Consider the following 25,459-nt stretch of genomic DNA (forward strand, 5'->3'; position numbering starts at 1 on the left):
CTTTTATTGATTGGTATAATTTTATAAATATATTATTTATCGTATAAACAATACCTTATATACATTTTTTTAAGAATCTATCATTTTTATTTTATTCTAAAAAGCAAAAAGCCACTGTTCTCAGTGGCTTTTTTATGTACATAAAAACTTAGTTTTTATGACGCATATGTGGGAATAAGATTACATCACGAATACTTGGTGCATTGGCAAACAACATCACCAAACGGTCGATCCCAATCCCTTCGCCTGCTGTTGGCGGCAAACCATATTCCAAAGCTTCAACAAAATCAGCATCATAATGCATTGCTTCATCATCGCCTGCATCTTTTTCAGCAACTTGTGCTTGGAAACGTTCTGCTTGGTCGATTGGGTCATTTAATTCTGAGAAGCCATTTGCCAACTCACGGCCGCCAATGAAAAATTCGAAACGATCAGTGATATGTGGATTATCATCATTACGACGTGCCAATGGCGAAGTTTCTGCAGGATATTCAGTAATAAATGTCGGTTGACGAAGTTTGGTTTCAACTGTTTCTTCAAACACGATGGTTTGAAGTTTACCTAAACCAAAGCCTGATTTTACTTGTTCTTTCAATTCTTCTTGAACAAATTTCGCCAAGAACTCACGATCATTGACATTTTCAGGTGTAAATTCTGGATTGTGTTCTAAAATCGCATCAAACATCGAGATTTTCTTAAATGGACCTTTAAAGCTATATACTTCATCGCCATAAGGAACATCGGTTGAACCCAAAATATCGATTGCCAATTTTTCGAGCATATTTTCAGTCAAAGCCATCAAGTCTTTATAATCTGCATAAGCTTGGTAGAACTCAATCATCGTAAATTCTGGATTATGACGTGTTGAAACCCCTTCGTTACGGAAATTACGGTTAATTTCGAATACACGCTCAAAACCACCGACTACGAGACGTTTTAAATACAGCTCAGGTGCAATACGTAAGAAAAGCGGCATATCTAATGCATTGTGATGTGTTTCAAATGGACGTGCAGATGCACCACCCGGAATCACATGCATCATTGGAGTTTCAACTTCCATGAAACGTTCATTCGTTAAATAACTACGAATACCTGACACAACTTTTGCACGAATTTCAAAAGTTTTACGGGTTTCTTCATTTACAATTAGGTCTAAATAACGTTTACGGTATTTAACTTCAGTATCCGTTAAACCATGAAATTTGTCTGGAAGTGGACGCAATGATTTGGTCAGTAATTCAAAATGCTCAATATGCACATAAAGATCACCTTTACCAGAACGCCCCATATAGCCTTTCACAGCAATGATATCGCCCAAGTCCAAACCTTTAATGGTTTCTAAAACATCTTTTTCTAATTCTTTACGGGGTACATACAACTGAATACGCCCCGTCATATCTTGAATGACAATGAACGAGCCACGGTTTAACATCACACGTCCCGCAACCGAAACATGAATTTGTTCACCAGCTTCAATTTGTTCTTTTGATTGGTCTGCAAATTGGTCTTGTAAATCTTGTGCGTAATGTTCACGCTTAAATGTATTTGGCCAAGGGCTAACACCAGTCGCTTGAGCTTGTTCTTGGATGTGCTTTAACTTGGCATGACGCTGTGCAATTAAATCGTTTTCGGAAATAGCTGGTTCAGAAGTCGATTGAACGTTATGTTGCGTCATCTCTGCCTCGATTGTAATAAAAAACGGAAGTTGCATAGCATAGCAGATTTACAACATAATAAGCAGCATACAATCGCAGCAATTTCCAATTAAAGCCAAATTTAAAATTCAACCTTATGTCAAGATTAGCTGTTATTTTTATTTCAACCCTGTTTCTATCTACAACGACTTGGGCGATTGAATCGAATCAGCAACAAAATAATCTGCCAGAATTATCGCTGCCTACTTTGAAACTCATTGAACACAGCAATTTAAATACGGAAAATTATATTTGGAAAATTCAACTGCTTTTAAACCTAGAAAATAAAAGTATTTCAAGCTACTTAATCAACCCTCATCCAGCATTTCCTATGTTGAACCAACGTGCTTTAGAGCTTGCTCAAAACCATCTTGCAAAAAACTATCATGATGAAAAATTAGCACATCTCCATCCAAGTCAATTGGAAAATCTAAGGTCAAATACGACTCCATCCACACCTGAGCACACACAAAGCTATATGCTAAACGTTAAATTTCCACAGGGTGTGGCATGGAAGATCAAGCCTCGCTTTCAGGAGTTAGCACAAATTTCTGCAAAATTCTGTAAACTCCAACCACAGCATCCAAATTATGAAAATGCCATTATTCGTAAAGATCGTCACTATACTTTTCAAACAAAACTTTATATCAATGCTAATGGTATAGTGAAATCTGTAGAATTGTTGAATCCATCTGCAGATACCACGCTGAACAAGATCGTTCAAAAAGAACTCAGTGCATCACGCTTTCAACCTTATAATGAAAATGGGATTCCCACAGCATTTCTAGCAGAACAACCCATACAACTTGTCTGTCCAAATTAAAATGATGCGTACTGAATTTAGTTAATATTTTATTTTTAAAGCTTATAAAGACATTGGTCACGCCTATAACTTTAGTCTGAGTTCAATGTCTACGCTGAGCAGATTTTTCAAATTAGTAAAATTAAAAACATCTTATTTTAGATCACAGTAATGCTATTTCCACATGCATAAAAATTATTAAAACAACAACTTAAATAACATTTAAATTAAAAAATATTATCTAATGCACAAAAATTCTTTAATCGACAAACATAAACTAAAAATTTCCTAACTAAGCCTTAGACCAAAATCTAACTACATTTTTAAAAGATGATGCGTACAATAATTTTAGAAATAGTTGAAAAGTAAACTATATCAACCTGACTATCTTTGTGACAAAAGACAGTTTTAACGTGATAAAAATGAATATGTATATGTCAAAAATATTATTTATGCATGGGCTTGATTCTTCAAAAGATTCAACCAAATTTCATGCGCTAGATGCTGCACAAAAGTATTGTATTGATATTGATTATCGTAATTTAAACTACGATACCGTAGCGCATTTATATCAGGATATTATTCAAAAAATCCAACCTAAACTTATTGTCGGGCATAGTTTAGGCGGCTATTGGGCATTGAAAATGTCACAACTTTTTCGTATTCCTGCCATCATTGCTAACCCAAGCTTACAGCCTGATTTTCGTTCAGATTATGTACCGATTACAGAGCTAGACCTAGAACATGATATTCCACAAACAGCGTATATCGAACTTGGGGATGAAGTGCTGGATATGTATAAAACATCACATATGCTTGAACCATATATGCATGTAGAAATGATGCAAGGCGGACATCATCGCTTGGCTTTGCCTGAAAATTTAAACCGTATGATCGAGTATATGCAAAATACGTTTATCATATAAAAAGCCTTGCAAGCATATACTTACAAGGCTTTCAAAATTATTTAAAAAATTAATTACTTATAAACTTAAAAATAAACTCAATCAAGCAACTGCGGCTTCAGGTTTAGATTGTTCATCTAAAACAGACCAAATATTTAAACCCAAATCACCATGTAAATCTTGCAAATCAAGGAAGATACTTGCACCTAACACAGTATGATTACACTTATTCATCAACTGTTTAACCGCTTTTAAAGTACCCCCTGTTGCCAATACATCATCCACAATCATGACTTTTTGTGGCTGAATTTCTGCTGACATTTCCAAACGGTCTAAACCATATTCAAGGCTATAACCGACACCAATCACAGGTGGTGGTAATTTTCCAGCTTTGCGTACCAACAATAAACCCTTACCTGTACGCTGTGCCAATAAACTTGCTAAAACAAAGCCACGTGCTTCTACAGCCACAAAACTTTCAACTTGTGCAAGCTGTTCGGTAGGAATACTTGCAATTAATGCATCAGTAAGTGGTTCAAGATTTTTCATGAAAAGTGGTGTTAAATCATAAAAACAAATCCCTGGTTTTGGGAAATCTTGGACAGTACGAATGTGAGACCACAAAGCTGTAGACGTATTCATCATGGGAGAGCATATCAAGAAAAGAATGACACAATTTTAACGAGAATATTGATGTTTTTAAAGCCACTAAGCCAATGAAAAATTAATTCATTTTTATAAGTTATTGATTTAACAATAGCCATTTATTTACTAAATGTTAGCTATTGATTAGTTTAATCTAATTTTACTAAAAAAGTGCACAAAAAGCTGTTAGACCATCGTCTAAATACTCGCATTTTCACTTAATTTATCTTGAATAAAAAAGATACAATGTAAATTAATCTTTTATTTTTAATAACACGCTGCTTTATTTTATATTTCAATAACGCTAAGCATCAGACCAAAACTTAACAAATGCGATAAAACTTAAAATTAAATTTATTATTGTCTAACAAAAACACCCTAAATTTGCCCAAACAACCGTGCTTTTGTCCTACTCTGCCATTCAGCTTTATGATTAGTTCGGTAAACTCCCATATTTATTTTACATTCGTTCTTGAACTACGTAAAAATTTGTTTGAATATGTACCTATTGCAATGCATATCACTCGCATCAAATTAATAGCAGGATTTTTGACTGACAGCAAAACATAAGCCATCTGTCAGATTTTGGAGAAGTAGATGAAAAAATATCAATGCATCGTTTGTGGTTGGATTTATGACGAAGCAGAAGGCTGGCCACAAGATGGCATCGCAGCAGGTACGAAATGGGAAGATATTCCAGATGACTGGACTTGCCCAGATTGTGGTGTTTCTAAAGCTGATTTTGAAATGGTAGAAGTATAAACACCCTGTAAAAGACCATGTTTACATGGTCTTTTTTATCACTTTTAAAAATATAGAAAATAGTGTGGAGAATCATATGCAACCAGTCGTCATCGTGGGTTCAGGAATGGCGGGTTACACCCTCGCAAGAGAATTTCGTAAATTAAGCACAGAGCAAGCGCTTGTAATGATCAGTGCAGACGATGCGGTGAATTATGCCAAACCTACACTTTCTAACGCTTTAGTTGGAAATAAAGCGCCAGACCAAATTGGTTTAGGTGATGCTGAAAAAATGGCAAGCCAACTAAATATGCGTATTGAAACTGAAACTTGGGTCAAGTCAATTGATGCAGAAAAACATCAACTGATCTTAGAAAAAGATGGTCAAGTTTCAACACAAGATTATTCAAAACTGATTTTAGCTGTGGGAGCAAACCCAATTCGCCTTGCGATTGCGGGTGATGGTAGTGATGATATTCATGTAGTGAACTCCCTGATTGACTATCGTGCATTCCGTGATTCACTGGATAATTGCTCAACAGGCGAATGTGATGATAAACGTGTTGTGATTTTAGGTGCAGGTCTAATTGGTTGTGAGTTTGCCAATGACTTACAAAACACAGGTCATCAAGTGACAGTGATTGATTTAGCACCTCAGCCTTTGGGTCGTCTATTACCAAATCATGTTGCCCAAGCATTTAAAGAAAACCTTGAAGAATCAGGCATCAAGTTTGCACTAGGTACAACTGTAGAAAAAGTCTCTAAAACTGAGCGTGGTTATGTGATTTCTTTGGCAAATGGTCAATCCTTAGTTGCCGATGTTGTGCTTTCTGCAATTGGTTTACAGCCAAATATTAACCTTGCTAAAACTGCAAATATTGCCACCAGTCGTGGTGTTATTACCAATACATTATTAGAAACCAATCAAGCAGATATTTATGCGATTGGTGACTGTGCAGAAGTGAACGGTACCTTGCTGCCTTATGTCATGCCATTGATGCAACAAGCACGTGCTTTAGCCAAAACCTTAAGTGGTCAAAGTACCAATGTTCACTACCCTGCAATGCCTGTAGCAGTAAAAACACCTGCTGCACCATTAACTGTCTTACCTGCTCCGATTGGCGTTGATGTCACTTGGGACAATGAAGAATTTGACGATGGTATGTTATCAAAAGCAACGGATGCAGAAGGCACACTTCGTGGTTTTGTGCTTCTCGGTGCAACTGCTGGGAAACAACGTTTAGCACTCACTAAACTTGTGCCAGACCTTATTCCAGCTTCTGTTTAAATTAAAGCTCTATGTTAAGGATGTTCTAAAAACAGAACATCCTTTTTAGGAAAATAAAAAAATGAATAGCGCACTCCAATTTCAAAGCTCCCCATACACCTCTTTTATGCAAGAAACCAAAGTTGATTTAGGCAATGGTATTCAACTGCATGTCGAATCTGGAGGCGATCCTAAAAATCCAACCATCCTGTTGGTGATGGGCTTGGGTGCGCAAATGTTATTTTGGCCTGATTTTTTTTGTAAATCGTTAATTGATCAAGGCTACCATGTGGTTCGTTTTGACAATCGAGATATTGGTCTATCTTCAAAAATTCGCCATAAAGGCCCACGCTTAAACTCATATAAATTAATGGGAAGATTTGCATTAGGTTTACCTAATGATGGTGCACCTTATAACTTATATGACATGGCAGATGATGTCGCACTTTTGATTGACCATTTGGGCTTAGGCAAAGTTAATATTTTAGGTGCATCTATGGGCGGCATGATTTCTCAAATTTTAGCTGCCAAGTATCCTGAAAAGATTGATAAAATTGGATTATTATTTACCAGCAATAACCAACCCTTATTACCTCCACCATTTCCAAAACAACTCTTTAGTCTAATAGGCAAGCCACCTTCTCGTGATGAAGAAGGCATTGTGAACCATTCATTAAAGATATTTCATACCATTGGTTCACCAGGTTATATTAATCAAATGGAAGCGCTGCAGATCGCACGTAAATTATATCAACGTAGTTACCATCCAGCGGGTGTACTTCAACAGTTTTTAGCAATATTATGTACAGGCTCATTACTGCAATTAGATAAGCAAATTCAACAGCCAACTTTGGTGGTACATGGCTCACGTGACCGTTTACTTCCACCGAGTCACGGTAAAGCTGTAGCGAAGGCAATCAAAGGCGCTAAATTTGAATTAATTCAAGGAATGGGGCATGATATACCTCCGCACTTTATTCCTCAGCTTAGCGGTTTATTTGCGCATCATTTTAAATCATAAAATTAGGACACTATGGCTGCATTACCATCCCTAAGACAGCTGTCATACCTCGTAACACTGTCTGAGACGTTGCACTTTACTGAAGCAGCGCGCCGTTCGTTTGTCACTCAATCCACCCTTTCAGGCGGGATTATGGAGCTGGAACGTTTATTGGGTGGCGTACTCGTTGAACGTGATCGCCAAAATGTACGTTTAACCCCATTAGGCGAGCAAGTCGTTGCCCGAGCCCGTGTTCTACTCGCAGATGCTCAAGACTTGATGCGTTTAAGTCGTGAGATGAGTGAGCCTTTAACTGGCGATTTACATCTCGGAATTATTCCAACGATAGCACCGTTTATTTTGTCGCAACTTTTGAATGAGGTGCATAAGCAACTTCCAAAAATTCAATTGCATTTGCACGAAGCGCAAAGTGAAAAAATTGTAGAAAAACTTGAACATGGTAATTTAGACATGATCATGTTGGCGCTACCGTTTGACACACGCGGTTTAAAAGTGGCAGAGATTGCAAAAGAAAACTTATTTTTGGTGTGCAATAAAGCCGACCAAAATGCAGCCAATGCACGCTCTTTAGATGATTTAGACTTATCGCATCTGATGTTACTTGAAGAAGGTCATTGCTTAAGAGATCACACTTTAAGTGCTTGTCCTATCGGTGAGCGTAAAAATGATCATCGTTTAAAAGCAAGCTCTTTGCCAACATTGGTTGAAATGGTAAATTCTAATTTAGGCTTTACCCTTCTGCCTGAAATCGCTGTCCATACACATATGCTGAAAAGCAATGAACAACTGATTGTTAAATCAATTGAAAATGCACCTTCTCGCACTTTGGCATTAGTGACACGTAAAAGTACACCATTGCAAAGTGAGTTTGATGTCTTGGTACAGATTTTACAAAAAATCATTGCTGTAGAATTGCATTAAAATCTTGAAATTGTTTTTTAAGATTTAATAGATCATTCATAAAAAATGGAGTCATTTGACTCCATTTTTTTATCGCTTAATTCTGTTTAAATGCGTCTATTAACGCTCTTTGTGAATTATGCAACTCTTCACCTTCTTTCGGCTCAGCACGTACCCAAGTACCATCCCCTTGTAACAACCAAGCTTGTTGATTATCTTGCAAATAATTCAACAACCCTTGTTGATAAATACGTTTCTTTAACGCAGGATCTTCGACAGGGAAGCAGACTTCTACACGGTTAAATAAATTACGATCCATCCAGTCGGCACTTGAACAATAAATTCGCGCATTCCCATTATTGCTAAAATAATAAACACGTGTATGTTCTAAGAAACGTCCCACAATCGAACGTACGCGGATATTTTCCGAAAGGTTTGGCAAACCCGGACGCAAGCAGCAAATTGAACGGATAATTAAGTCAATTTGTACGCCAGCTTGCGATGCTTCATAGAGCTTATTGATCAACTGAACTTCGGTTAAAGCATTAACTTTCACAATAATCTGCGCAGGCTTACCTGCTTTGGCATTGGCAATCTCATCATCAATAAAAGCCAAAAGCTGTGCATGCAAGGTAAATGGTGCATGCAGAAGCTTTTTCAACTTCGCCATTTTGCCCATACCTGTCAGTTCTTGGAAAATACGATGCACATCCTCACACAATTCTTTGTCAGTGGTCATCAAACCATAGTCAGTATAGATTCGAGCATTGGTTGCATGGTAGTTACCCGTACCTAAATGCACATAACGCACCAGTTTATTGTTTTCTCGGCGTACCACCAAAATCATTTTGGCATGGGTTTTATAACCGACAATGCCATACACCACGACTGCACCCGCTTCTTGCAAGACATTTGCTACTGCAATATTCGACTCTTCATCAAAACGGGCACGCAACTCGATCACAGCGGTGACTTCTTTACCATTACGAGCTGCTTCGGCAAGTACTTGCACAATTTCTGAATCTGCGCCACTACGATATAATGTTTGTTTAATCGCCAATACTTGTGGATCACGTGCCGCTTCACGCAATAAGTTAATAACTGGTGCAAAAGACTCAAATGGATGATGCAATAAAATGTCTTGTTTTTGCATGGCTGCAAAAATATTTTCAGTCTTTTTCAGCACTTTTGGAATCGCAGGAATATGTGCATCATAACGCATATGTGGACGTTTAAAGTTTGAGACCAAACGTGCCAAATTCACAGGGCCATCGACTTTATAAAGTTGCTCTTCGTGTAAATCGAACTCTTCTAAAAGATACTCATAAATCGGCTGAGGACAATTTTCCGTGACTTCTAAACGAACTGCACGACCAAAACGACGTGAGCTTAATTCACCTTTGAGTGCTTTGGCGAGGTCTTCTACATCCTCATTCAATGCCAGATCAGCATTTCGAGTAACACGGAATTGATAACAGCCTGTTGCCGTCATGCCAGGGAACAAGTCAGACACATGCTCATGAATAATGGCAGACAACATCACAAAATGCTCTTTGCCACCTGTGAGCTCATCAGGTAAACGCACCACACGCGGTAATGAACGTGGTGCAGGCACCACAGCTAGGTCGATCTGACGACCAAATGCATCTTTACCTTCCAAAGTCACAATAAAATTTAAACTTTTATTGACTAAGCGTGGAAATGGATGCGCTGGATCAAGACTGATCGGTGTTAACACAGGAGCAACTTGTTCTTGAAAGTATTTTTTAACCCATGCAGATTGTGCAGGTGTTAACTCACCACGACGTAAAAAACAAATGTCTTCTTCACGCAATTTTGGAAAGATTTCATCATTTAAAATACGATATTGACGTTCAATCGCAGCATGCGCTGTTTTAGAAATTGACTCTAAAACTTGGCGTGGTGTTAAACCATCTGGACTACGGCTTTCATTCCCCAAAGCCAGTTGTTCCATCACACCTGCAACACGGATTTCAAAAAATTCATCCATATTACGTGAAAAGATCAATAAAAAATTCATCCGATCTAATATCGGATGTAAAGGGTCAACCGCTTGTTCTAACACACGTAAATGAAAGTCTAAAATTGACAATTCACGGTTAATATAGCGTTCATTATAGGTATATTCAGCTGGTGGATTATTTGGTGCGCTACTCATGCAACTCGCCTGCATTTAAAGATCTTTCTATTAGTATGCTTCAATTTTGTGACAATTTCATAAAAAAAGTGCAATTAGCTGCACTTTTAAAAGATAAATTTATTTGTATTGCAATGTCTTAACATCTAATTAGGTACACGGGTTGATCGCATATATTTTAAGATCAATCCTTTCCGATAGTTCAATTTACGATCATCTGGATGCTCTTGATAATATTTAGGATTTGTCAAAATAGCCGCCAAAAATGCCGCTTGTTCACGGGTCAAACTTTTGGCAGTTTTTCCATAATAATGCCGTGTTGCGGCTTCCACCCCATAAATGTGATCACCAAACTCCACCGAGTTCATATACACTTCTAAAATGCGCTGTTTTGACCACATGCGTTCCATCATGATGGTGGCAATGGTTTCTTGACCTTTACGAATATAAGAACGACGATTATAAAAAAATAGATTTTTCGCCAACTGCTGTGAAATAGTCGAACCACCAGCAACCACTTTTTCCTTTTTCATATTACGTTCAAGTGCATTTTCGATACCATCCCAGTCAAAACCATGGTGATCGAGAAATTTAGCATCTTCAGCAGCCACAATCGCATGTTTGAAATTATCGCTGATCTCATCATAATCACGCCATTGGTGCTTGATCGGTTTAAAATCTGACAAATAAGTCCAACGCATAAACATGGTCGTTTCGACAGGATTGCTGCGCCAATACACCAAACTTGAAAAAATCCACAACTGAATCAGAATAAGAATACTGACAATGATTAACAAACTACGAACAATAAAGGCTTTCATGTCAGTCAGTTACTCCAAATTCAAGAAAAATTCATGTTAAGCTTAAGTCCATAACAACGCACAGAATATAATGTTATGTCAGAAATGCAACCACCTTTCCAAGTTCAACCACGTCAAGCCATAGGGAAAATCACCTTACTATTGATCATCATCAATGTGGGTTTATTTGCTTGGCAAGTTATCTCAGGTGTCAACATAAACAACCCAAGTATTCGAGATGCATTGCTCTGGGGTGCAGATTATGCCCCTTTAACCTTTTTAGAAGAACCTTTTCGTTTATTTAGTAGCATGTTTTTCCATTTTGGTTTAATGCACTTGGGCTTCAACATGTGGGCATTGTATATTTTTGGCAATGTCGCTGAGGAAACTTTTGGCAAGTTTTATTATCTAGGTTTGTATGTGCTTGCAGGTTTAATGGGCAGCTTGCTCAGTGGTTATATTGATATTCAAAATGCCTATACCTTTTTACAAACTCATGATCAAAGCATGATTCCTCGTGTATCCGCAGGTGCATCTGGTGCAGTGATGGGACTAGGTGGTGCGCTTACTTTATTATCACTCTTTCCACCGACACCGCAGCAACGTTTTATTTTAGATAAAAAATCCCTTTTAATCATTTTAGCGATTAACCTTGCCTTTGGTTTCTTTACTCAAGGCATCAATAATGCTGCACACATTGGTGGCATGATCATGGGCGCAACTTTAGCGTTATTGTGGTATGTCATACAACGTAGCAAAGCCAATCCCATCGTGAATGTAGTAATTCTAGTCATCACTGCTGTGACAACATACGCTATCTATATGTATCTACAACAGCTTATTCAGCCAATTAGCCCATTATGGAAAGATGCAGTCATACAAATGAAAAGCCAATTAAAATTTTAAACGTATCTAAGCATTAAGGAAGTTAAGGAAATAGCCTGAAATAGACTATTTCCTATTTTTAAAGTTAAAGTCGCCCTTAGTTATTTACCAAAGGTGTTTCTACTTTAAAGTTTGGTGGTGTGAGTACAGTTTTGCGTAGCTCGCTTGATTGTTCAGGATAATCCAAGGTGTAATGTAAACCGCGAGATTCTTTACGTTGCATGGCACAACGCACGATCATTTCTGATACTAAGACTAAGTTACGCAGCTCAATCAAATTCTTACTGACATGATAATCTTGATAATATTCAGTAATTTCCTGTTTCAGCATCTCTATACGATGTAAGGCACGTTCCAAACGCTTGGTGGTGCGCACGATGCCGACATAATTCCACATGGTCTGACGTAGCTCATCCCAGTTTTGTAAAATCACCACTTCTTCATCAGGACTTACCGCTTGTGTAGCATCCCATTCTGGTACATTTGGAACTTCAAAAGAATGATCAAATTTTTCTTGAATATCTTTTGCAGCACTCATGCCATAGACAAAACATTCTAATAAAGAATTACTTGCCATACGGTTTGCGCCATGCAAACCTGTGTATGAGGTTTCCCCAATCGCATATAAACCTGCAATGTCGGTTTCACTATTTTCATCCACAACTACGCCACCGCAGGTATAGTGGGCAGCAGGAACCACAGGGATCATATCTTTGGTAATGTCGATACCCAACTCCATCAAACGTGCATATAAAGTTGGAAAATGTTCTTTCACAAAATCAGCAGATTTATGGGTAATGTCAAGCCACACATGACGAATACCCAAACGTTTAATTTCAAAATCAATCGCCCGTGCCACAATATCACGTGGCGCAAGCTCTGCACGCTCATCAAAACGCAACATAAACCGTTCACCATCAGGTAAACGTAAATAAGCACCCTCTCCACGCATCGCTTCAGTAATTAAAAAAGAGCGTGCTTGTGGATGGTATAAACAGGTCGGATGAAATTGGTTAAATTCCATATTAGCCACTCGGCAGCCTGCACGATATGCCATCGCAATACCGTCACCTGTAGCAATATCAGGATTAGAGGTATATAAATACGCTTTCATTGCACCACCACATGCAAGTGCGGTGAAAGGTGCTAAAAAAGTATGTACTTTTTCATTACGTTCATCGAGTGCATACAAACCTAAAGCTTTATTTACCAGTTCTTTATGACCTAATTTGTGTGTCGTGATCAGATCAATCGCAATGAAATTTTCAAAAATAGTAATATTTTGTTTTTCTTGAGCACGCTCAACCAGTGTCGTGGAAATGGCTTTGCCCGTTGCATCTGCTGCATGAATAATACGGCGCTGTGAATGCCCACCTTCACGGGTCAGATGCAATTGTTCATCTTCATCTAAGGTGAATTTCACGCCATGTTCAAGTAAAAAGTCAACTGAAGGGCGACCACCTTCAACGGTTTGCTTCACTGCATCCATTTCACATAAATGTGCACCCGCAATCATAGTGTCATCTATATGTTGTTCAATAGAGTCAGTTTCATCAAGCACAGCCGCAACACCACCTTGGGCATAATAAGTACTGGCATCGGTTAAGCTTGATTTGGCTAAAACAGCAATTTTAAAATGTGTTGGCAAAGATAAAGCTAGGCTTAAACCTGCGCCACCACTTCCCACAATAATCACGTCAAATTGGTGCGTGGTTTTTAAATTAGACATGTCCATCAGCTAATTTGAAAAGAGTTTGGTAATGACACTCTTTTTTTAAATAAATTTCAATAGTTATAAGTCTCAGATTTTAGTCTATTCGGCAAATTCATCGTATTTTAAGCATTTTTTAAGTAAAGTATTGTTTTTTAAAAATATAGAAACATTTTATTACGCAACAGTTTATATTTGTGTGTTACAAACAAGTATGTCAATAAAGAACAAAATTTGTAGGTTTACTATCTCATGAAAAATGGCTTTATACAAAAAGGAATGTATGCGGCTGTATTTACAGTTGCAGCAACACAAGCTCAAGCACAAGCACCTGTCGATTTCTCAAACTTGGTAGAACAAGTCAGTCCTGCTGTAGTCAGCGTGAACGTTGTTAAAAAGCTTTCTCAAGAAGAATTATTACAGCAACAAGTTCCTGAGATTTTAAAACGTTTTTTTGGTAATCAAATTATTATTCCTCAGCAACAAATTCCTCAAGAAAAAACAGGTTATGGCAGTGCCTTCTTTATTAGTCAGGATGGTTATCTCCTCACCAACCACCATGTCGTTGAAGATGCCTCTAAGGTGACGATTGTTTTAAATGACCGCCGTGAAATTGATGCCAAAGTGATTGGTAGTGATGAACGTACCGATATTGCTTTATTGAAAGTGGACGGTCGAAATTTCCCATCATTAAGCGTTGGCAATGTTGATCAATTAAAAGTTGGACAGCCTGTACTTGCCATTGGTTCGCCATTTGGCTTTGATTATTCAGCATCAGCAGGGATTGTCAGTGCCAAGTCTCGCAATATGTTAGGTGAAACATCGGTTCCATTTATTCAAACAGATGTAGCTTTGAACCCAGGTAACTCAGGGGGCCCTCTCTTTAACCAACAAGGTCAGGTGGTAGGTGTTAACTCACGTATCTTTAGTGGTACAGGCGGTTATATGGGCTTGTCATTCTCGATTCCAATTGATGTCGCAATGGATGTGGTAGATCAATTGAAGAAGAATGGTAAAGTGACACGTTCGTATCTAGGGGTAATGCTACAAGATATTGACCGTAACTTAGCAGAAGCTTATAAACTGGATAAACCAGAAGGTTCATTGATTACTCAAGTTGCAGCAGGTTCACCTGCGGATAAAGCTGGTTTTAGAGCGGGTGATGTCATCATGAAATACAATGGCTCACCAATTTCACGTACGAGCGAGTTATTAAACTATCTAAATCGTACTCAGCCAGAACAAACTGTACAGTTGGAAATTTTGCGTGATGATAAGCCTAAAGTGATTAGTGCAAAACTCACGATTGCACCAGATGATACACCTGCAAAAAGTGAAAATGCCGTTACATCTCCTAAGAAAAAGGGTCCAACACTTGGAGTAGCCATTCGTTCATTAAACGAAGCTGAAAAATCTCGTTTGGGTATCAAAGGTGGTGTGTTGATCCAAGACATTACACGTGGTGGGTTGGCAGCACAATCTCGCCTTCTTGCAGGAGATATTGTGACGCAAATTAATTCAAAACCAATTTTAAATGCCAATGATTTTGTTGAAGCAGTATCTGAATTAAAAACCAATACTGTGGCACGTGTAGCGATTATTCGTGAAGGGCAACATGCAATGTTAGGTTTGCGTATCCAATAATATATTGCAACAAATAAATCACGTTTAAGAAATAACTGATAGGAAATAGTCTTCAACTCGACTATTTCCTATTTTAAATAGTACTGTTTTAAAAATGCTATTTGACGTTTCTATTATTTAAATGATTAAACCTTATCTTTTCGGAGGAATAGAATAAGTGCCTGTAACATGCGCCACAGGTTGCTCTTGATCAATTGAATAGATCCAAACTTCACCTACAATCAAAGCTTGTCCGACTTTCATCAATTTACATACACCACGCAAATCGACACCACCAGAAGGTTTACGTAAAAAATTAACATTTAAATTGGTCGTGACTGCTAAACCGACAATGCCTATTTCCCCTAAGATTGCGACATATAAAGCAAAATCAGCCAGCGTCATCATGGTTGGGCCTGAAATGGTTCCACCTGGACGAATATCTGTGCCACTCACGTGCCATATCAAAGTTGCACCACATTCAGTCACCTCTTCAATTTCACATTTTTCTAAACTCGGTGGAAAATGTACGGTTAAAAAATCAATAATTTCCTGTTTGCTACTTTTCATTTCTATCTATCCCTAAGCCATTGCTTTATTTCATGACCTTCTCAATATAAATGTTTTTGTGAATAGACTTAAGAACTCTTGGGTTCACTTTTTGAGTGGTAAGGAAATTTTTTGCCAATGCTTTTATTTTGTTCTATTTTAAAACCACTTATAAGATAACTTTTAATAAAAACTATGCAAACACCCTACATTTTCATAGATGCTGATGATGGTACACAAACATCTTGGTTGTATTTGATCGTAGAAAAACCGACACAAATTTTCTATGTTACCCAATGTGCAGGACTAGAAAATGAAATTCGATATATCGAAGGTTTTCTGATTCCCTTGATAGGGGAAACATTCAATACAGATGATGTTTTAGACAATTATTCAAATAAGTTAAGACACATTTTTCATCAAGGTAAATATTGCCAAAGCCAACATTCCTTGAATACTCAACAAATTGATCAACTCAAAGCTTATGTTGAAAATATTACAATTTGGTTCACTACATCTGAACATACAGAAGACGATAAACGTCAGCATTTATTTTTGGACATGAGTCGCTTAGAAGAAATAACTGAAGCGTGGGTTCCTGTTATTTCTCCTTATGGCAAAGCAATTTTAATTTCGAAAAATTGTGATTGATTTAAATTTTTTAACATCAACATATGTTTAAGAAATTGATTTTAATTCTTTTCATATTGACAACTGAGCTCAACCAATGGCCATGGATTGTGTTGCTCATCAGGCGCCCAATTATTTGATATAGATTGGGTTGTAGTAAATTTACCCTTTTTACTTTGGGATATTTGATAAGAACGCAATTTTAAATTCATTGCTTTGGCTTGATCATTAAATTCTGCATCAGACTTTGCATTTAAGGTTTTCGCAGACTTTTCAACCGTTTCAAAAGACTTTTTATTGGGCACCATTAAAGATAATTTTACAAATTCACCTTCTGCACCAATTTGATTATTCACATAATAACTTGAAAATCCATGCACAGTAATTTTTTGATTAATTTTATCAAATGCGGAAGGGAAATCTATTTCCTGGACTTCATCATCAGTCATTTCATCTTTATTTTCATATAGATAAGAATAAACCTCTACTGCTTCATCTAGTGTTACTTTACAGTTAAAAGCATCAGAAATGAGTTGTTCAGTAATTTTTATTTCTTTCGCTTGAGCAGATTGGAGGGCTAAACAGCTCATGAAAGCAATTGAATATTTATAGATATTTTTTGACATGAATTAGATCTCGTTAGATTTTTAATTGCTAAAAATATGTTCAAAACAACGTAGTTTAACAAACCATCCAACGAAATCTATAATAATTTGTAAATGAGAAATATATTTTTTCATTGTCATATCGAGTTCATTGAAAACAAAGAATCCCTCAATATGAAATAAGCATTTATTTGATGCGAATTTAAATTACTCCAAATAACTTAATGCTTCTGCAAAAACTGCTTCCTCAGTTTGAGTCGCATCCAAACGCTTCATACGTTCGGGATCTCGTGCATGAATTTCTGCAAACCCTGAACGTACCGACTCAAAGAAATTTACTTTTTCTTGTTCAAAACGATCTAAAGCACCTCGCTCTCTGGCACGAGTCATCCCTAATTCAATCGGAGCATCTAACCAAAAAGTTAAATCTGGCATTTGAGCAACAAAATTTTCATTTAAAAGTTGTAATTTGTCACGACTCAACCCACGCCCTGCACATTGATAAGCAAAGCTTGAGTCAGTAAAGCGATCACATAATACAATTTTACCAGCAGCCAATGCAGGTAAAATCACCGTTTCGATATGCTGTGCACGTGCTGCATACATCAGTAATAGTTCGGTATCATTACTCATTTTTTCATCGTGATTTATTGACAACAATAACGAACGTATTTGCTCAGCAAGTGGTGTTCCACCAGGTTCGCGTGTTAACACAACATCTTTGCCTTGTTGTTGAAAATATTCAAACAATCTACGAATCAGCGTGGTTTTTCCTACACCCTCTGTGCCTTCAAAACTAATAAACATACTAACTCCTAATTTTTTGAACGCATCACAGAAAGGTATTCTTGTACTGCACGATTATGATCTGCCAAATTGGCTGAGAATTTATGTCCGCCATTGCCTGTAGCAACAAAGTAAATATTGTTAGAGTTGTCAGGATGCATCGCAGCCTCAATGGCTTTTTTACTTGGCAAAGCAATCGGTGTAGGCGGTAAGCCATTAATGGTATAAGTATTATAAGCTGTTGGGGTACGCAGGTCTTGTTTAGTGATATTGCCCTTGTAGTTATCCCCCATGCCATAAATCACAGTTGGGTCTGTTTGCAGACGCATTCCTAATTTTAAACGGCGTACAAAAACGCCTGATACTTGACGAAGCTCACTGTCTACACTGGTTTCACGTTCAATAATTGATGCCATAATCAAAGCTTGATATTTATTTTCATAAGGCAAACCTTGATCACGTTTTTCCCACGCAGCATCTAAGATTTTCATTTGACGCTGATATAAATCGGTTAAAATCTTTTTATCACTTGCGCCTTTGTCAAAGAAATAAGTATCTGGTGCAAACAAACCTTCTGGATGTTCATAAGGAATATTTAAAGCTTTTAGCATTTCAGCAGTGCTTAGATGTGCAACTTCAGTTTTAACATACTGATCTTTTTTCAGAGTGTTGAGTAACTGTTTTGTTGTGGTGCCTTCAATGACTAAAACACGATTCATTTGCGCATTATCAGCGTCAGACACCATCACCAAAACTTGGCGCATATTCATGCCTTTTGAAACTTCATAAACACCTGCTTTCATGGTGTCATGAATAAAAGCTTTACGATAGAGTTTTAAAACAATCGGAAAATTCACCTTATTGTCTTTGGCGAGTTGATCAATAAAACCCGTATAGGTATCACCATTATCAATCACTAGTTTTTGCTTAGCACCGTCTACAGGATAAGCTTTAAACAAACTCATTTTCAAAATGATGGCAACCAAAATTAAAGCTGCAATCAATGCAACTGCAACGCCTTTATAGAATTTGTTTTGTGCATTTTTCGGCACTTTTTTATTGGTTTTTGCAGGAGTCTTAGGCATGAGATTTAAACAAATGTAATTGCAAAGTTTCAAATAATTCAACACAAGGTTGAAGCGCTAAAGGTTTGCTATCCAAAGTTTGAGCAATTTTCATAGGGCTTAACGCATTACAAAAAAATAAACTTTGAATCGCAGATATTTCATGGCTATAAACACAACGTTGTTCACATGAAATATGCTGTTGTTGCATACGTTGTAAAATTTCCGCACGCATCACACCATGCACGCCATTATAACGGAGTTCGGGGCTAATCCATGTATTGTTTATTTGAATAAAACAATTACTGCTCACTCCTTCAACAATACGATCTTGCACATCCACAGCCAAAGCTTCCGACCAACCTTGTTCATGTGCTTCTTTTTTCAACATCACTTGTTCAAGACGATTTAAACTTTTTACACCCACCAATTGTGGCATGCTCAATCCAATACGCTGTGTCAGAACACCACTGTTTATATATTCGGGCTGAAAATCTTGTGTTGTATGAGGATAATAAAATACATATAAGTCAGCCGCATGATCAGGCATCAAATAACCACGCTGCCCTTCGCCACGACTCAGCACAATTTTTAAAGTTCCATTTAAGTATGTGAATTGCTGGCTTAATTGCATCAACATCTGATCTAAAATAGACCAATCTATCTTTAAAAATAATTTTTTAGCAGCATCCTTTAAACGCTGATGATGACGTTGTTCTAATTCAATGTGATTTTGATGAATACGTGCTGTGGTAAAACAACCATCTCCGTACTGAAAAGCTCGATCAAAAACTGATAATGAATCAACAACTTGACCATTTTTACAACAATAAACCATGTTTATTTTCCTAAAAACACATTGAATTACACCCTATTTAAAAGCCAACCTTATGCGTTTTTATTCATATAAAATTCGTTTTTTATTATTTTTTATGGATAAAGACTGGCGTTATGCTGCACCCATATTAACGAAATTAACAATATTTGGGGCATTATCCATGCAATTTTCAAAGTTAAAATTAGCAATCGCAGCAACTTTAATCTCTGTGTCTACTTTCTCGTCAGCAGCCAAAGATTTTTTAAATGTATCTTATGACCCAACCCGTGAATTATACGATAACTTTAATAAACAATTCGCTGGCTATTGGAAATCAAAAACTGGTCAAGAGATCAATTTTAAACAATCGCACGGTGGTTCAGGTAAGCAAGCACGCGCTGTGATTGATGGTTTAGGTGCGGATGTGGTGACTTTGGCGTTGGCTGCGGATATTGATGCCATTGCGGACAAGACCAATTTATTACCAAAAGATTGGCAAAAGAAGTTTCCACAAAACTCAACGCCTTATACGTCAACGATTGTATTTTTAGTCCGTAAAGGCAATCCAAAAGGCATTAAAGACTGGGGCGATTTAGTAAAACCGGGTGTAGACATCATTACACCAAACCCTAAAACCTCTGGTGGCGCACGTTGGAACTATTTGGCTGCATGGGCATGGGCAAAACACAAATACGGTTCTGATGCTAAAGCACAAGATTTTGTTCGCCAAATCTATAAGCAAACCAAAGTATTAGACTCTGGCGCACGTGGTTCTACCACAACCTTTGCAGAGCGTGGTATTGGTGATGTGTTATTGGCTTGGGAAAATGAAGCATTTTTAGCACAACGTGAACAACCAGGTAAATTTGAAATTATTACCCCATCACTTTCAATTTTAGCTGAGCCACCTGTAGCAATCGTTGAGAAAAATGCAGAAAAGAATGGCAGTCTAAATCTCGCTAAAGCGTATTTAAATTATTTGTATTCACCTGCTGGTCAAGAAATTGCAGCAAAAAACTTTTATCGTCCTCGTAATGCAGCAACTTTGAAAAAGTATGCGACTACATTTAGACCATTAAAATTAGTGACGATTGATCAAGAATTTGGTGGCTGGACAAAAGTACAAAAGCAACATTTTGAAAATAATGGTGTTTTTGATCAAATCGTAAAAGCAAATTCTGCTAAGTAATTTATTAAAACACAAAGGAGCATTGACATGATTCATACCATAATTGTTCCCGGCGTTGGTGGCAGTGATTATGATCATTGGCAGTCTTGGTTACAGCGCCAACTCATGTCTTGCTCTCGTGTCCAACAAAAGGATTGGCAGCATCCTGTTTTAGCAGATTGGATTGAAAATTTTGTTAAGACCGTAAATCAAGCAGATGCACCTATACAAATCGTTGCACATAGTTTTGGCTGTTTGACCAGTGTTGCAGCATTAGCACAACATCCTGAATTAAAGTCAAAAGTGAAAAAAATGATTTTAGTTGCACCTGCCAACCCTGCGCGTTTTGGTGAAGCTGGCTTTGCTCGAAATAGTATTGGAAATTATGCTGAATATTTTCAAAATCTTCGTATAGATGTTCCTGTTGATATGCTCATTTCTGAAAATGACCCTTGGTTAAGTTTTCAAGATGCACAAATGCTAGCAAAAGCTTGGAAAGTTAAACCGCATAATCTGGGTCAAGTGGGTCATATCAATGTCGCTTCAGGGTTTGGTGCTTTTCCAGAAATTTTTGATCATTTAATTGTAAGCTCAACTGTTTCTTATATCAGTAATATTGATGAGAGCAAGTTGTTTTTTAAATTTGCAATTTAAGTATTGCCTTTTAAGCTTGGCAAAAGTTTTTAGTTTATTGGCTTGTTGATTTCAACAAGCTTTCTCTCTTTGAGGAGTAGTCATGTCGCAGCGATCCCGAGTGCTGCCAGGATTTGGTCTTTCACTAGGCTTCACCCTTGCGTATTTGTCTTTGATAGTACTGATACCGTTATCTGCCGTATTCATAAAATCATTAGGTGTGGGTTGGGAAGGTCTTTGGGAAATTCTCAGCTCTGAACGTATTTTAAAATCTCTTCAACTGAGTTTTAGTACCGCCATTGTTGCCGCCCTGATTAATGTCGTGTTTGGCTTATTATTGGCTTGGTGTTTAGTGCGCTATACCTTTCCTGGTAAGCGTATTGTGGATGCTTTGGTCGATTTACCTTTTGCATTGCCTACGGCAGTTGCAGGTATTGCCTTAACATCTTTATATGCACCGACAGGTTGGATTGGACAATATTTAGAACCTTTAGGAATTAAAGTTGCTTACACCCCAATTGGGATTACCTTAGCCTTGATTTTTATTGGGATTCCTTTTGTGGTACGTACTGTGCAACCGGTATTGAGTGATTTTGAAACTGAGCTTGAAGAAGCCGCATCAGCATTGGGTGCAAATCGTTTTCAGATCATTACAAAAGTGATTTTACCTGTGTTGTTCCCTGCACTTTTAACAGGTTTTGCTTTGGCATTTGCACGTGGTGTAGGTGAATATGGCTCTGTTATTTTTATTGCAGGCAATCAGCCTTTTGAAACTGAAATTGCACCACTTATGATTATTTCTCGTTTAGAAGAATATGACTATGCAGGCGCAACCACCATCGCTGTGGTCATGCTGGTGATTTCATTTGCAATTTTATTTGTGATTAACCTGATTCAAGCATGGGCGAGTCGCCGTACAGGGAGAACTGCACGATGAGCTTAACTACCAATAGTAATGCTTTGGCTGAAAAGCTTCAGTCACGTGACGCAACTCGTGAACCAAGATGGGTACGTTATACCCTGCTTAGCATCGCTTTAATTTTCTTTCTAAGCTGTTTGATTTTACCTTTGATTTTGGTGTTCGTTGAAGCATTTAAACAAGGTTTAACCGTTTATGTAGAAGCTTTAGTTAATCCTGATACTTTATCGGCGGTTAAATTAACACTGCTTACGGCTGCAATCGCAGTACCACTGAATGTAATTTTTGGTGTTGCGGCAGCATGGTGTGTTGCCAAGTTTAACTTTAAAGGTAAAGCGATTTTAACCACCATTATTGATACACCATTTTCAGTATCACCCGTCATTGCAGGTTTAATGTTGGTCTTAATCTTCGGTTCACAAGGTTGGCTTGGCGGCTGGTTAATGGACAATGACATTAAAATTTTATATGCAACCCCTGCGATTGTACTTGCAACTGTATTTATTACCGTTCCTTTTGTTGCCCGTGAATTGATTCCTTTAATGGAAGCACAAGGTACTGAAGAAGAAGAAGCCGCAATTGTACTTGGCGCTTCAGGATGGCAGACCTTTTGGAAGGTAACTTTACCTAATATCAAATGGGGCCTGATCTATGGGGTGATTTTGTGTAATGCACGTGCAATGGGTGAGTTTGGTGCAGTGTCTGTGGTTTCTGGACATATTCGTGGTGAAACCAACACCTTGCCGTTACATGTAGAAATTTTATACAACGAATATACCTTTAGTGCTGCATTTGCAGTGTCATCACTGTTGGCTTTATTGGCAATTATTACCCTGATTTTAAAAACATGGGTTGAGTTCCGCCAAGAAAAACAAAACCAAAGCAAAGATGATTTAACAGTTTCTTAAGGAATGACCGCATGAGTATTCAAGTTAAAAATATTGAAAAACATTTTGGGGCATTCCATGCACTCAAAGACATCACTTTAGATTTTCCAGATGGTCAATTGGTTGCCTTATTGGGTCCATCAGGTTGTGGTAAAACTACATTACTACGCATCATCGCAGGTTTAGAGTCTGCCGATCGTGGGCAAATTGTGCTTGAAGGTCAAGATGCCACCAATGTGCATGTACGTGAACGTCAAGTTGGTTTTGTGTTCCAGCATTATGCTTTGTTCCGTCATATGACTGTATATGACAATATTGCCTTTGGTTTACGTGTCCGTCCACGTTCAACTCGCCCAAGTGAAGCTGAAATTAAAAAACGTGTGACACGGTTACTCGACCTTGTACAACTTGGTTTCTTGGCTGACCGCTACCCTGCTCAGTTGTCAGGGGGGCAACGTCAACGTATTGCTTTAGCACGTGCTTTAGCTGTTGAACCGCGTGTGTTATTGCTTGATGAACCTTTTGGTGCTTTGGATGCCAAAGTGCGTAAAGAGCTGCGCCGTTGGTTGCGTACTTTACATGATGAATTACACATTACTTCTATTTTCGTGACCCATGACCAAGAAGAAGCTTTAGAGGTTGCTGACCAAATCGTGGTAATGAACAAAGGTGATATTGAACAAATTGGCTCACCTCGTGAAGTTTATGAAAAACCAGCCACACCATTTGTATTTGACTTTTTAGGTCAAGCCAATCGTTTTGAGGGTGAAAATCATCAAGGTACGATTTATTTAGGTGAAGATCGCATTCAACTTGCATCTGCAAAAAATACCGCAGATGGCAAAGTGATTGCATTTGCGCGTCCTGATGAAATGACTATTCATACTCAACCTACTGAAAATGCCATTCAAGCTACTTTCTTACGTGAAGTTTGGATCGCAGGTAAAGTAATGGCGGAATTACATGATCGCCAAGGTAATTTAATTGAAATTTCTTTAAATTCAGAAGAAGCGAAACTCCATAAATTTAGACCAAATCAAACCGTTTGGCTCAGCCCGTCCACTTTACACTTATTTGAAAATCAAGTTGCATAATGCGCTATACGGATGGGTGTGTTGCACTCATCCAAGATTGAGGTATTGATTAAATGAACTTTCAACAATTACGAATTATTCGAGAGACAGTTCGACAAAATTATAATTTAACCGAAGCTTCTGCTGCTCTATACACATCGCAGTCTGGTGTAAGTAAGCATATCAAAGACTTAGAAGATGAACTCGGTGTGCAACTGTTTGTTCGTAAAGGCAAACGTTTACTGGGCTTAACTGAACCTGGTCAAGCGTTGTTGAGTATTGTTGAACGAATGCTGATTGATGCAGATAATATCAAGCGTCTTGCAGACGACTTTAATAAAGTCGATGAAGGCACTTTGACGATTGCCACTACACATACCCAAGCACGTTATGTGTTACCACCGATTGTTAATTTATTTAAAAAAGCTTTCCCAAAAGTACATTTAATTTTACAACAAGCCAGTCCTGTTGAAATTTCTGAAATGTTACTTTTAGGTCTTGCGGATATTGGTATTGCCACAGAATCTTTAACCACTGAGGAAAATTTAGGAAGTGTGCCATTTTATGAATGGAAACACAGTATTATTACACCACAAGATCATCCGCTGACCAAACTTGATCCAAAAGAAATCACTTTAGAAAAATTAGCTGAATATCCAATCATTACCTATCATGGTGGTTTTACTGGACGTTCAAAAATTGACAAAGCTTTTCAAGATGCTGAGCTAGATGTAGATATCGTTATGTCAGCGCTCGATGCCGATGTTATTAAAACCTATGTCGAACTGGGGATGGGTGTCGGTATTGTCAATGATGTCGCCTATGATCTTGAGCGTGACCACCGTCTTAAGCAAATTGATACAGATATTTTTGGTGTAAATACAACATGGATCGCTGTGCGTAAAGGGCATTTATTACGTGGTTATGGCTATGAATTTATTTCTTTATGCTCTCCTGAGGCAGATATAAAAGCACTCAAGAAAATCGCTTATCCTGAAGATTAAAGAATTATATTTTATCCATTCAAAAATTAAATAAAGAGTGTTCAGACACTCTTTATTTTTTAATATATTAAAAATCAGATAATTATTAACATTATTTTATTGCAGATTAAATAAAATAATTTTAAACTTCTCGTACAAAAATAAAGCAATAACACATTTTATATTTGGGTAG

At 37.6% G+C, this 25,459-nt stretch carries 25 protein-coding genes; 15 read left to right on the forward strand and 10 right to left on the reverse strand.

Features of this window, described 5'->3' with window-relative positions; translation table 11 throughout:
- Window positions 1–148 precede the first annotated feature (148 nt).
- Window positions 149–1,675: a lysine--tRNA ligase gene (gene lysS, locus HUS24_RS13880; RefSeq protein WP_217424360.1), complete on the reverse strand. Its 1,527-nt coding sequence runs from the start codon at window positions 1,673–1,675 to the stop codon at window positions 149–151.
- Window positions 1,676–1,791: 116 nt separating this feature from the next.
- Between lysS and HUS24_RS13885 the strand changes: the two genes are divergently transcribed.
- Together HUS24_RS13885 and HUS24_RS13890 are read left to right on the forward strand one after the other, a co-directional pair.
- On the forward strand, window positions 1,792–2,517 hold the full coding sequence (locus tag HUS24_RS13885; RefSeq protein WP_173912591.1) for a hypothetical protein: 726 nt from the start codon (window positions 1,792–1,794) through the stop codon (window positions 2,515–2,517).
- Between the two features lie 413 nt (window positions 2,518–2,930).
- A complete protein-coding gene (locus HUS24_RS13890; RefSeq protein WP_173912592.1) occupies window positions 2,931–3,422 on the forward strand; it encodes a YqiA/YcfP family alpha/beta fold hydrolase in 492 nt (163 codons plus the stop codon).
- An 81-nt stretch (window positions 3,423–3,503) separates the two neighbouring features.
- Here HUS24_RS13890 and HUS24_RS13895 read toward each other — a convergent pair whose 3' ends face one another.
- A complete protein-coding gene (locus HUS24_RS13895) occupies window positions 3,504–4,046 on the reverse strand; it encodes an adenine phosphoribosyltransferase (protein ID WP_173912593.1) in 543 nt (180 codons plus the stop codon).
- 597 nt (window positions 4,047–4,643) lie between these two features.
- Here HUS24_RS13895 and rubA point away from each other — a divergent pair.
- The 4 genes from rubA to oxyR all read left to right on the forward strand — a co-directional run bounded on the left by rubA (window position 4,644) and on the right by oxyR (window position 7,996).
- Window positions 4,644–4,808 carry a rubredoxin RubA gene (gene rubA / locus HUS24_RS13900; RefSeq protein WP_065994895.1) on the forward strand — a complete coding sequence of 55 codons (165 nt, stop codon included), beginning with the start codon at window positions 4,644–4,646 and terminating at the stop codon, window positions 4,806–4,808.
- Between the two features lie 76 nt (window positions 4,809–4,884).
- Complete coding sequence (locus HUS24_RS13905) at window positions 4,885–6,075, forward strand: NAD(P)/FAD-dependent oxidoreductase (protein ID WP_173912594.1); 1,191 nt, start codon at window positions 4,885–4,887, stop codon at window positions 6,073–6,075.
- A 61-nt stretch (window positions 6,076–6,136) separates the two neighbouring features.
- Window positions 6,137–7,075, forward strand: a complete 939-nt coding sequence (estB, locus tag HUS24_RS13910; protein WP_217424361.1) for an esterase EstB — start codon at window positions 6,137–6,139, stop codon at window positions 7,073–7,075.
- A gap of 12 nt (window positions 7,076–7,087) precedes the next feature.
- The gene (oxyR, locus tag HUS24_RS13915; protein ID WP_173912595.1) at window positions 7,088–7,996 is read left to right on the forward strand and encodes a LysR family transcriptional regulator OxyR; all 909 of its coding nucleotides are present in this window, start codon (window positions 7,088–7,090) and stop codon (window positions 7,994–7,996) included.
- Window positions 7,997–8,072: 76 nt separating this feature from the next.
- Here the strand turns inward: oxyR and ppk1 are convergent, their stop codons facing one another.
- Together ppk1 and mtgA are read right to left on the reverse strand one after the other, a co-directional pair.
- Window positions 8,073–10,154: a polyphosphate kinase 1 gene (gene ppk1 / locus HUS24_RS13920; RefSeq protein ID WP_173912596.1), complete on the reverse strand. Its 2,082-nt coding sequence runs from the start codon at window positions 10,152–10,154 to the stop codon at window positions 8,073–8,075.
- A gap of 125 nt (window positions 10,155–10,279) precedes the next feature.
- Window positions 10,280–10,954 (reverse strand): monofunctional biosynthetic peptidoglycan transglycosylase, encoded by a 675-nt coding sequence (gene mtgA / locus HUS24_RS13925; RefSeq protein WP_173912597.1) that lies wholly within the window; start codon window positions 10,952–10,954, stop codon window positions 10,280–10,282.
- A gap of 75 nt (window positions 10,955–11,029) precedes the next feature.
- On the opposite strand from mtgA, the gene HUS24_RS13930 reads away from it, so the two are divergent.
- Window positions 11,030–11,839, forward strand: coding sequence for a rhomboid family intramembrane serine protease (locus HUS24_RS13930; protein WP_173912598.1), 810 nt, complete (start codon window positions 11,030–11,032; stop codon window positions 11,837–11,839).
- A 76-nt stretch (window positions 11,840–11,915) separates the two neighbouring features.
- On the opposite strand, the gene nadB is transcribed toward HUS24_RS13930, so the two are convergent.
- Window positions 11,916–13,553 carry an L-aspartate oxidase gene (gene nadB / locus HUS24_RS13935; RefSeq protein WP_173912599.1) on the reverse strand — a complete coding sequence of 546 codons (1,638 nt, stop codon included), beginning with the start codon at window positions 13,551–13,553 and terminating at the stop codon, window positions 11,916–11,918.
- Between the two features lie 228 nt (window positions 13,554–13,781).
- Here nadB and HUS24_RS13940 point away from each other — a divergent pair, with 228 nt between their 5' ends.
- On the forward strand, window positions 13,782–15,173 hold the full coding sequence (locus HUS24_RS13940) for a Do family serine endopeptidase (RefSeq protein WP_173912600.1): 1,392 nt from the start codon (window positions 13,782–13,784) through the stop codon (window positions 15,171–15,173).
- 132 nt (window positions 15,174–15,305) lie between these two features.
- On the opposite strand, the gene HUS24_RS13945 is transcribed toward HUS24_RS13940, so the two are convergent.
- Window positions 15,306–15,722: a PaaI family thioesterase gene (locus tag HUS24_RS13945; protein WP_171530921.1), complete on the reverse strand. Its 417-nt coding sequence runs from the start codon at window positions 15,720–15,722 to the stop codon at window positions 15,306–15,308.
- A gap of 174 nt (window positions 15,723–15,896) precedes the next feature.
- Between HUS24_RS13945 and HUS24_RS13950 the strand changes: the two genes are divergently transcribed.
- Window positions 15,897–16,352 carry a DUF6210 family protein gene (locus tag HUS24_RS13950; RefSeq protein ID WP_173912601.1) on the forward strand — a complete coding sequence of 152 codons (456 nt, stop codon included), beginning with the start codon at window positions 15,897–15,899 and terminating at the stop codon, window positions 16,350–16,352.
- A gap of 41 nt (window positions 16,353–16,393) precedes the next feature.
- Here HUS24_RS13950 and HUS24_RS13955 read toward each other — a convergent pair whose 3' ends face one another.
- The 4 genes from HUS24_RS13955 to pabC form a co-directional block, all read right to left on the reverse strand.
- Window positions 16,394–16,957 (reverse strand): hypothetical protein, encoded by a 564-nt coding sequence (locus HUS24_RS13955; RefSeq protein ID WP_173912602.1) that lies wholly within the window; start codon window positions 16,955–16,957, stop codon window positions 16,394–16,396.
- A gap of 186 nt (window positions 16,958–17,143) precedes the next feature.
- A complete protein-coding gene (tmk, locus tag HUS24_RS13960) occupies window positions 17,144–17,743 on the reverse strand; it encodes a dTMP kinase (RefSeq protein WP_173912603.1) in 600 nt (199 codons plus the stop codon).
- A gap of 8 nt (window positions 17,744–17,751) precedes the next feature.
- The gene (mltG, locus tag HUS24_RS13965) at window positions 17,752–18,807 is read right to left on the reverse strand and encodes an endolytic transglycosylase MltG (protein ID WP_173912604.1); all 1,056 of its coding nucleotides are present in this window, start codon (window positions 18,805–18,807) and stop codon (window positions 17,752–17,754) included.
- The gene (gene pabC, locus HUS24_RS13970) at window positions 18,800–19,624 is read right to left on the reverse strand and encodes an aminodeoxychorismate lyase (protein WP_173912605.1); all 825 of its coding nucleotides are present in this window, start codon (window positions 19,622–19,624) and stop codon (window positions 18,800–18,802) included. The genes mltG and pabC overlap by 8 nt, the downstream gene beginning before the upstream one ends.
- A gap of 160 nt (window positions 19,625–19,784) precedes the next feature.
- Between pabC and HUS24_RS13975 the strand changes: the two genes are divergently transcribed.
- The 6 genes from HUS24_RS13975 (at window position 19,785) to HUS24_RS14000 (ending at window position 25,287) form a co-directional block, all read left to right on the forward strand.
- The gene (locus HUS24_RS13975; RefSeq protein WP_173912606.1) at window positions 19,785–20,792 is read left to right on the forward strand and encodes a sulfate ABC transporter substrate-binding protein; all 1,008 of its coding nucleotides are present in this window, start codon (window positions 19,785–19,787) and stop codon (window positions 20,790–20,792) included.
- Between the two features lie 27 nt (window positions 20,793–20,819).
- Window positions 20,820–21,425 carry an alpha/beta hydrolase gene (locus tag HUS24_RS13980; RefSeq protein ID WP_173912607.1) on the forward strand — a complete coding sequence of 202 codons (606 nt, stop codon included), beginning with the start codon at window positions 20,820–20,822 and terminating at the stop codon, window positions 21,423–21,425.
- A gap of 82 nt (window positions 21,426–21,507) precedes the next feature.
- Complete coding sequence (gene cysT / locus HUS24_RS13985) at window positions 21,508–22,341, forward strand: sulfate ABC transporter permease subunit CysT (protein WP_173912608.1); 834 nt, start codon at window positions 21,508–21,510, stop codon at window positions 22,339–22,341.
- The gene (gene cysW, locus HUS24_RS13990; RefSeq protein WP_171530915.1) at window positions 22,338–23,231 is read left to right on the forward strand and encodes a sulfate ABC transporter permease subunit CysW; all 894 of its coding nucleotides are present in this window, start codon (window positions 22,338–22,340) and stop codon (window positions 23,229–23,231) included. The genes cysT and cysW overlap by 4 nt, the downstream gene beginning before the upstream one ends.
- An 11-nt stretch (window positions 23,232–23,242) precedes the next feature.
- The gene (locus tag HUS24_RS13995; protein ID WP_173912609.1) at window positions 23,243–24,304 is read left to right on the forward strand and encodes a sulfate/molybdate ABC transporter ATP-binding protein; all 1,062 of its coding nucleotides are present in this window, start codon (window positions 23,243–23,245) and stop codon (window positions 24,302–24,304) included.
- A gap of 53 nt (window positions 24,305–24,357) precedes the next feature.
- Entirely contained in the window at window positions 24,358–25,287 is a 930-nt protein-coding gene (locus HUS24_RS14000) for a CysB family HTH-type transcriptional regulator (RefSeq protein WP_173912610.1), read from the forward strand.
- Window positions 25,288–25,459 lie beyond the last annotated feature (172 nt).

The organism is Acinetobacter sp. Marseille-Q1618, assembly GCF_902809855.1.
Taxonomy (GTDB): Bacteria; Pseudomonadota; Gammaproteobacteria; order Pseudomonadales; family Moraxellaceae; genus Acinetobacter.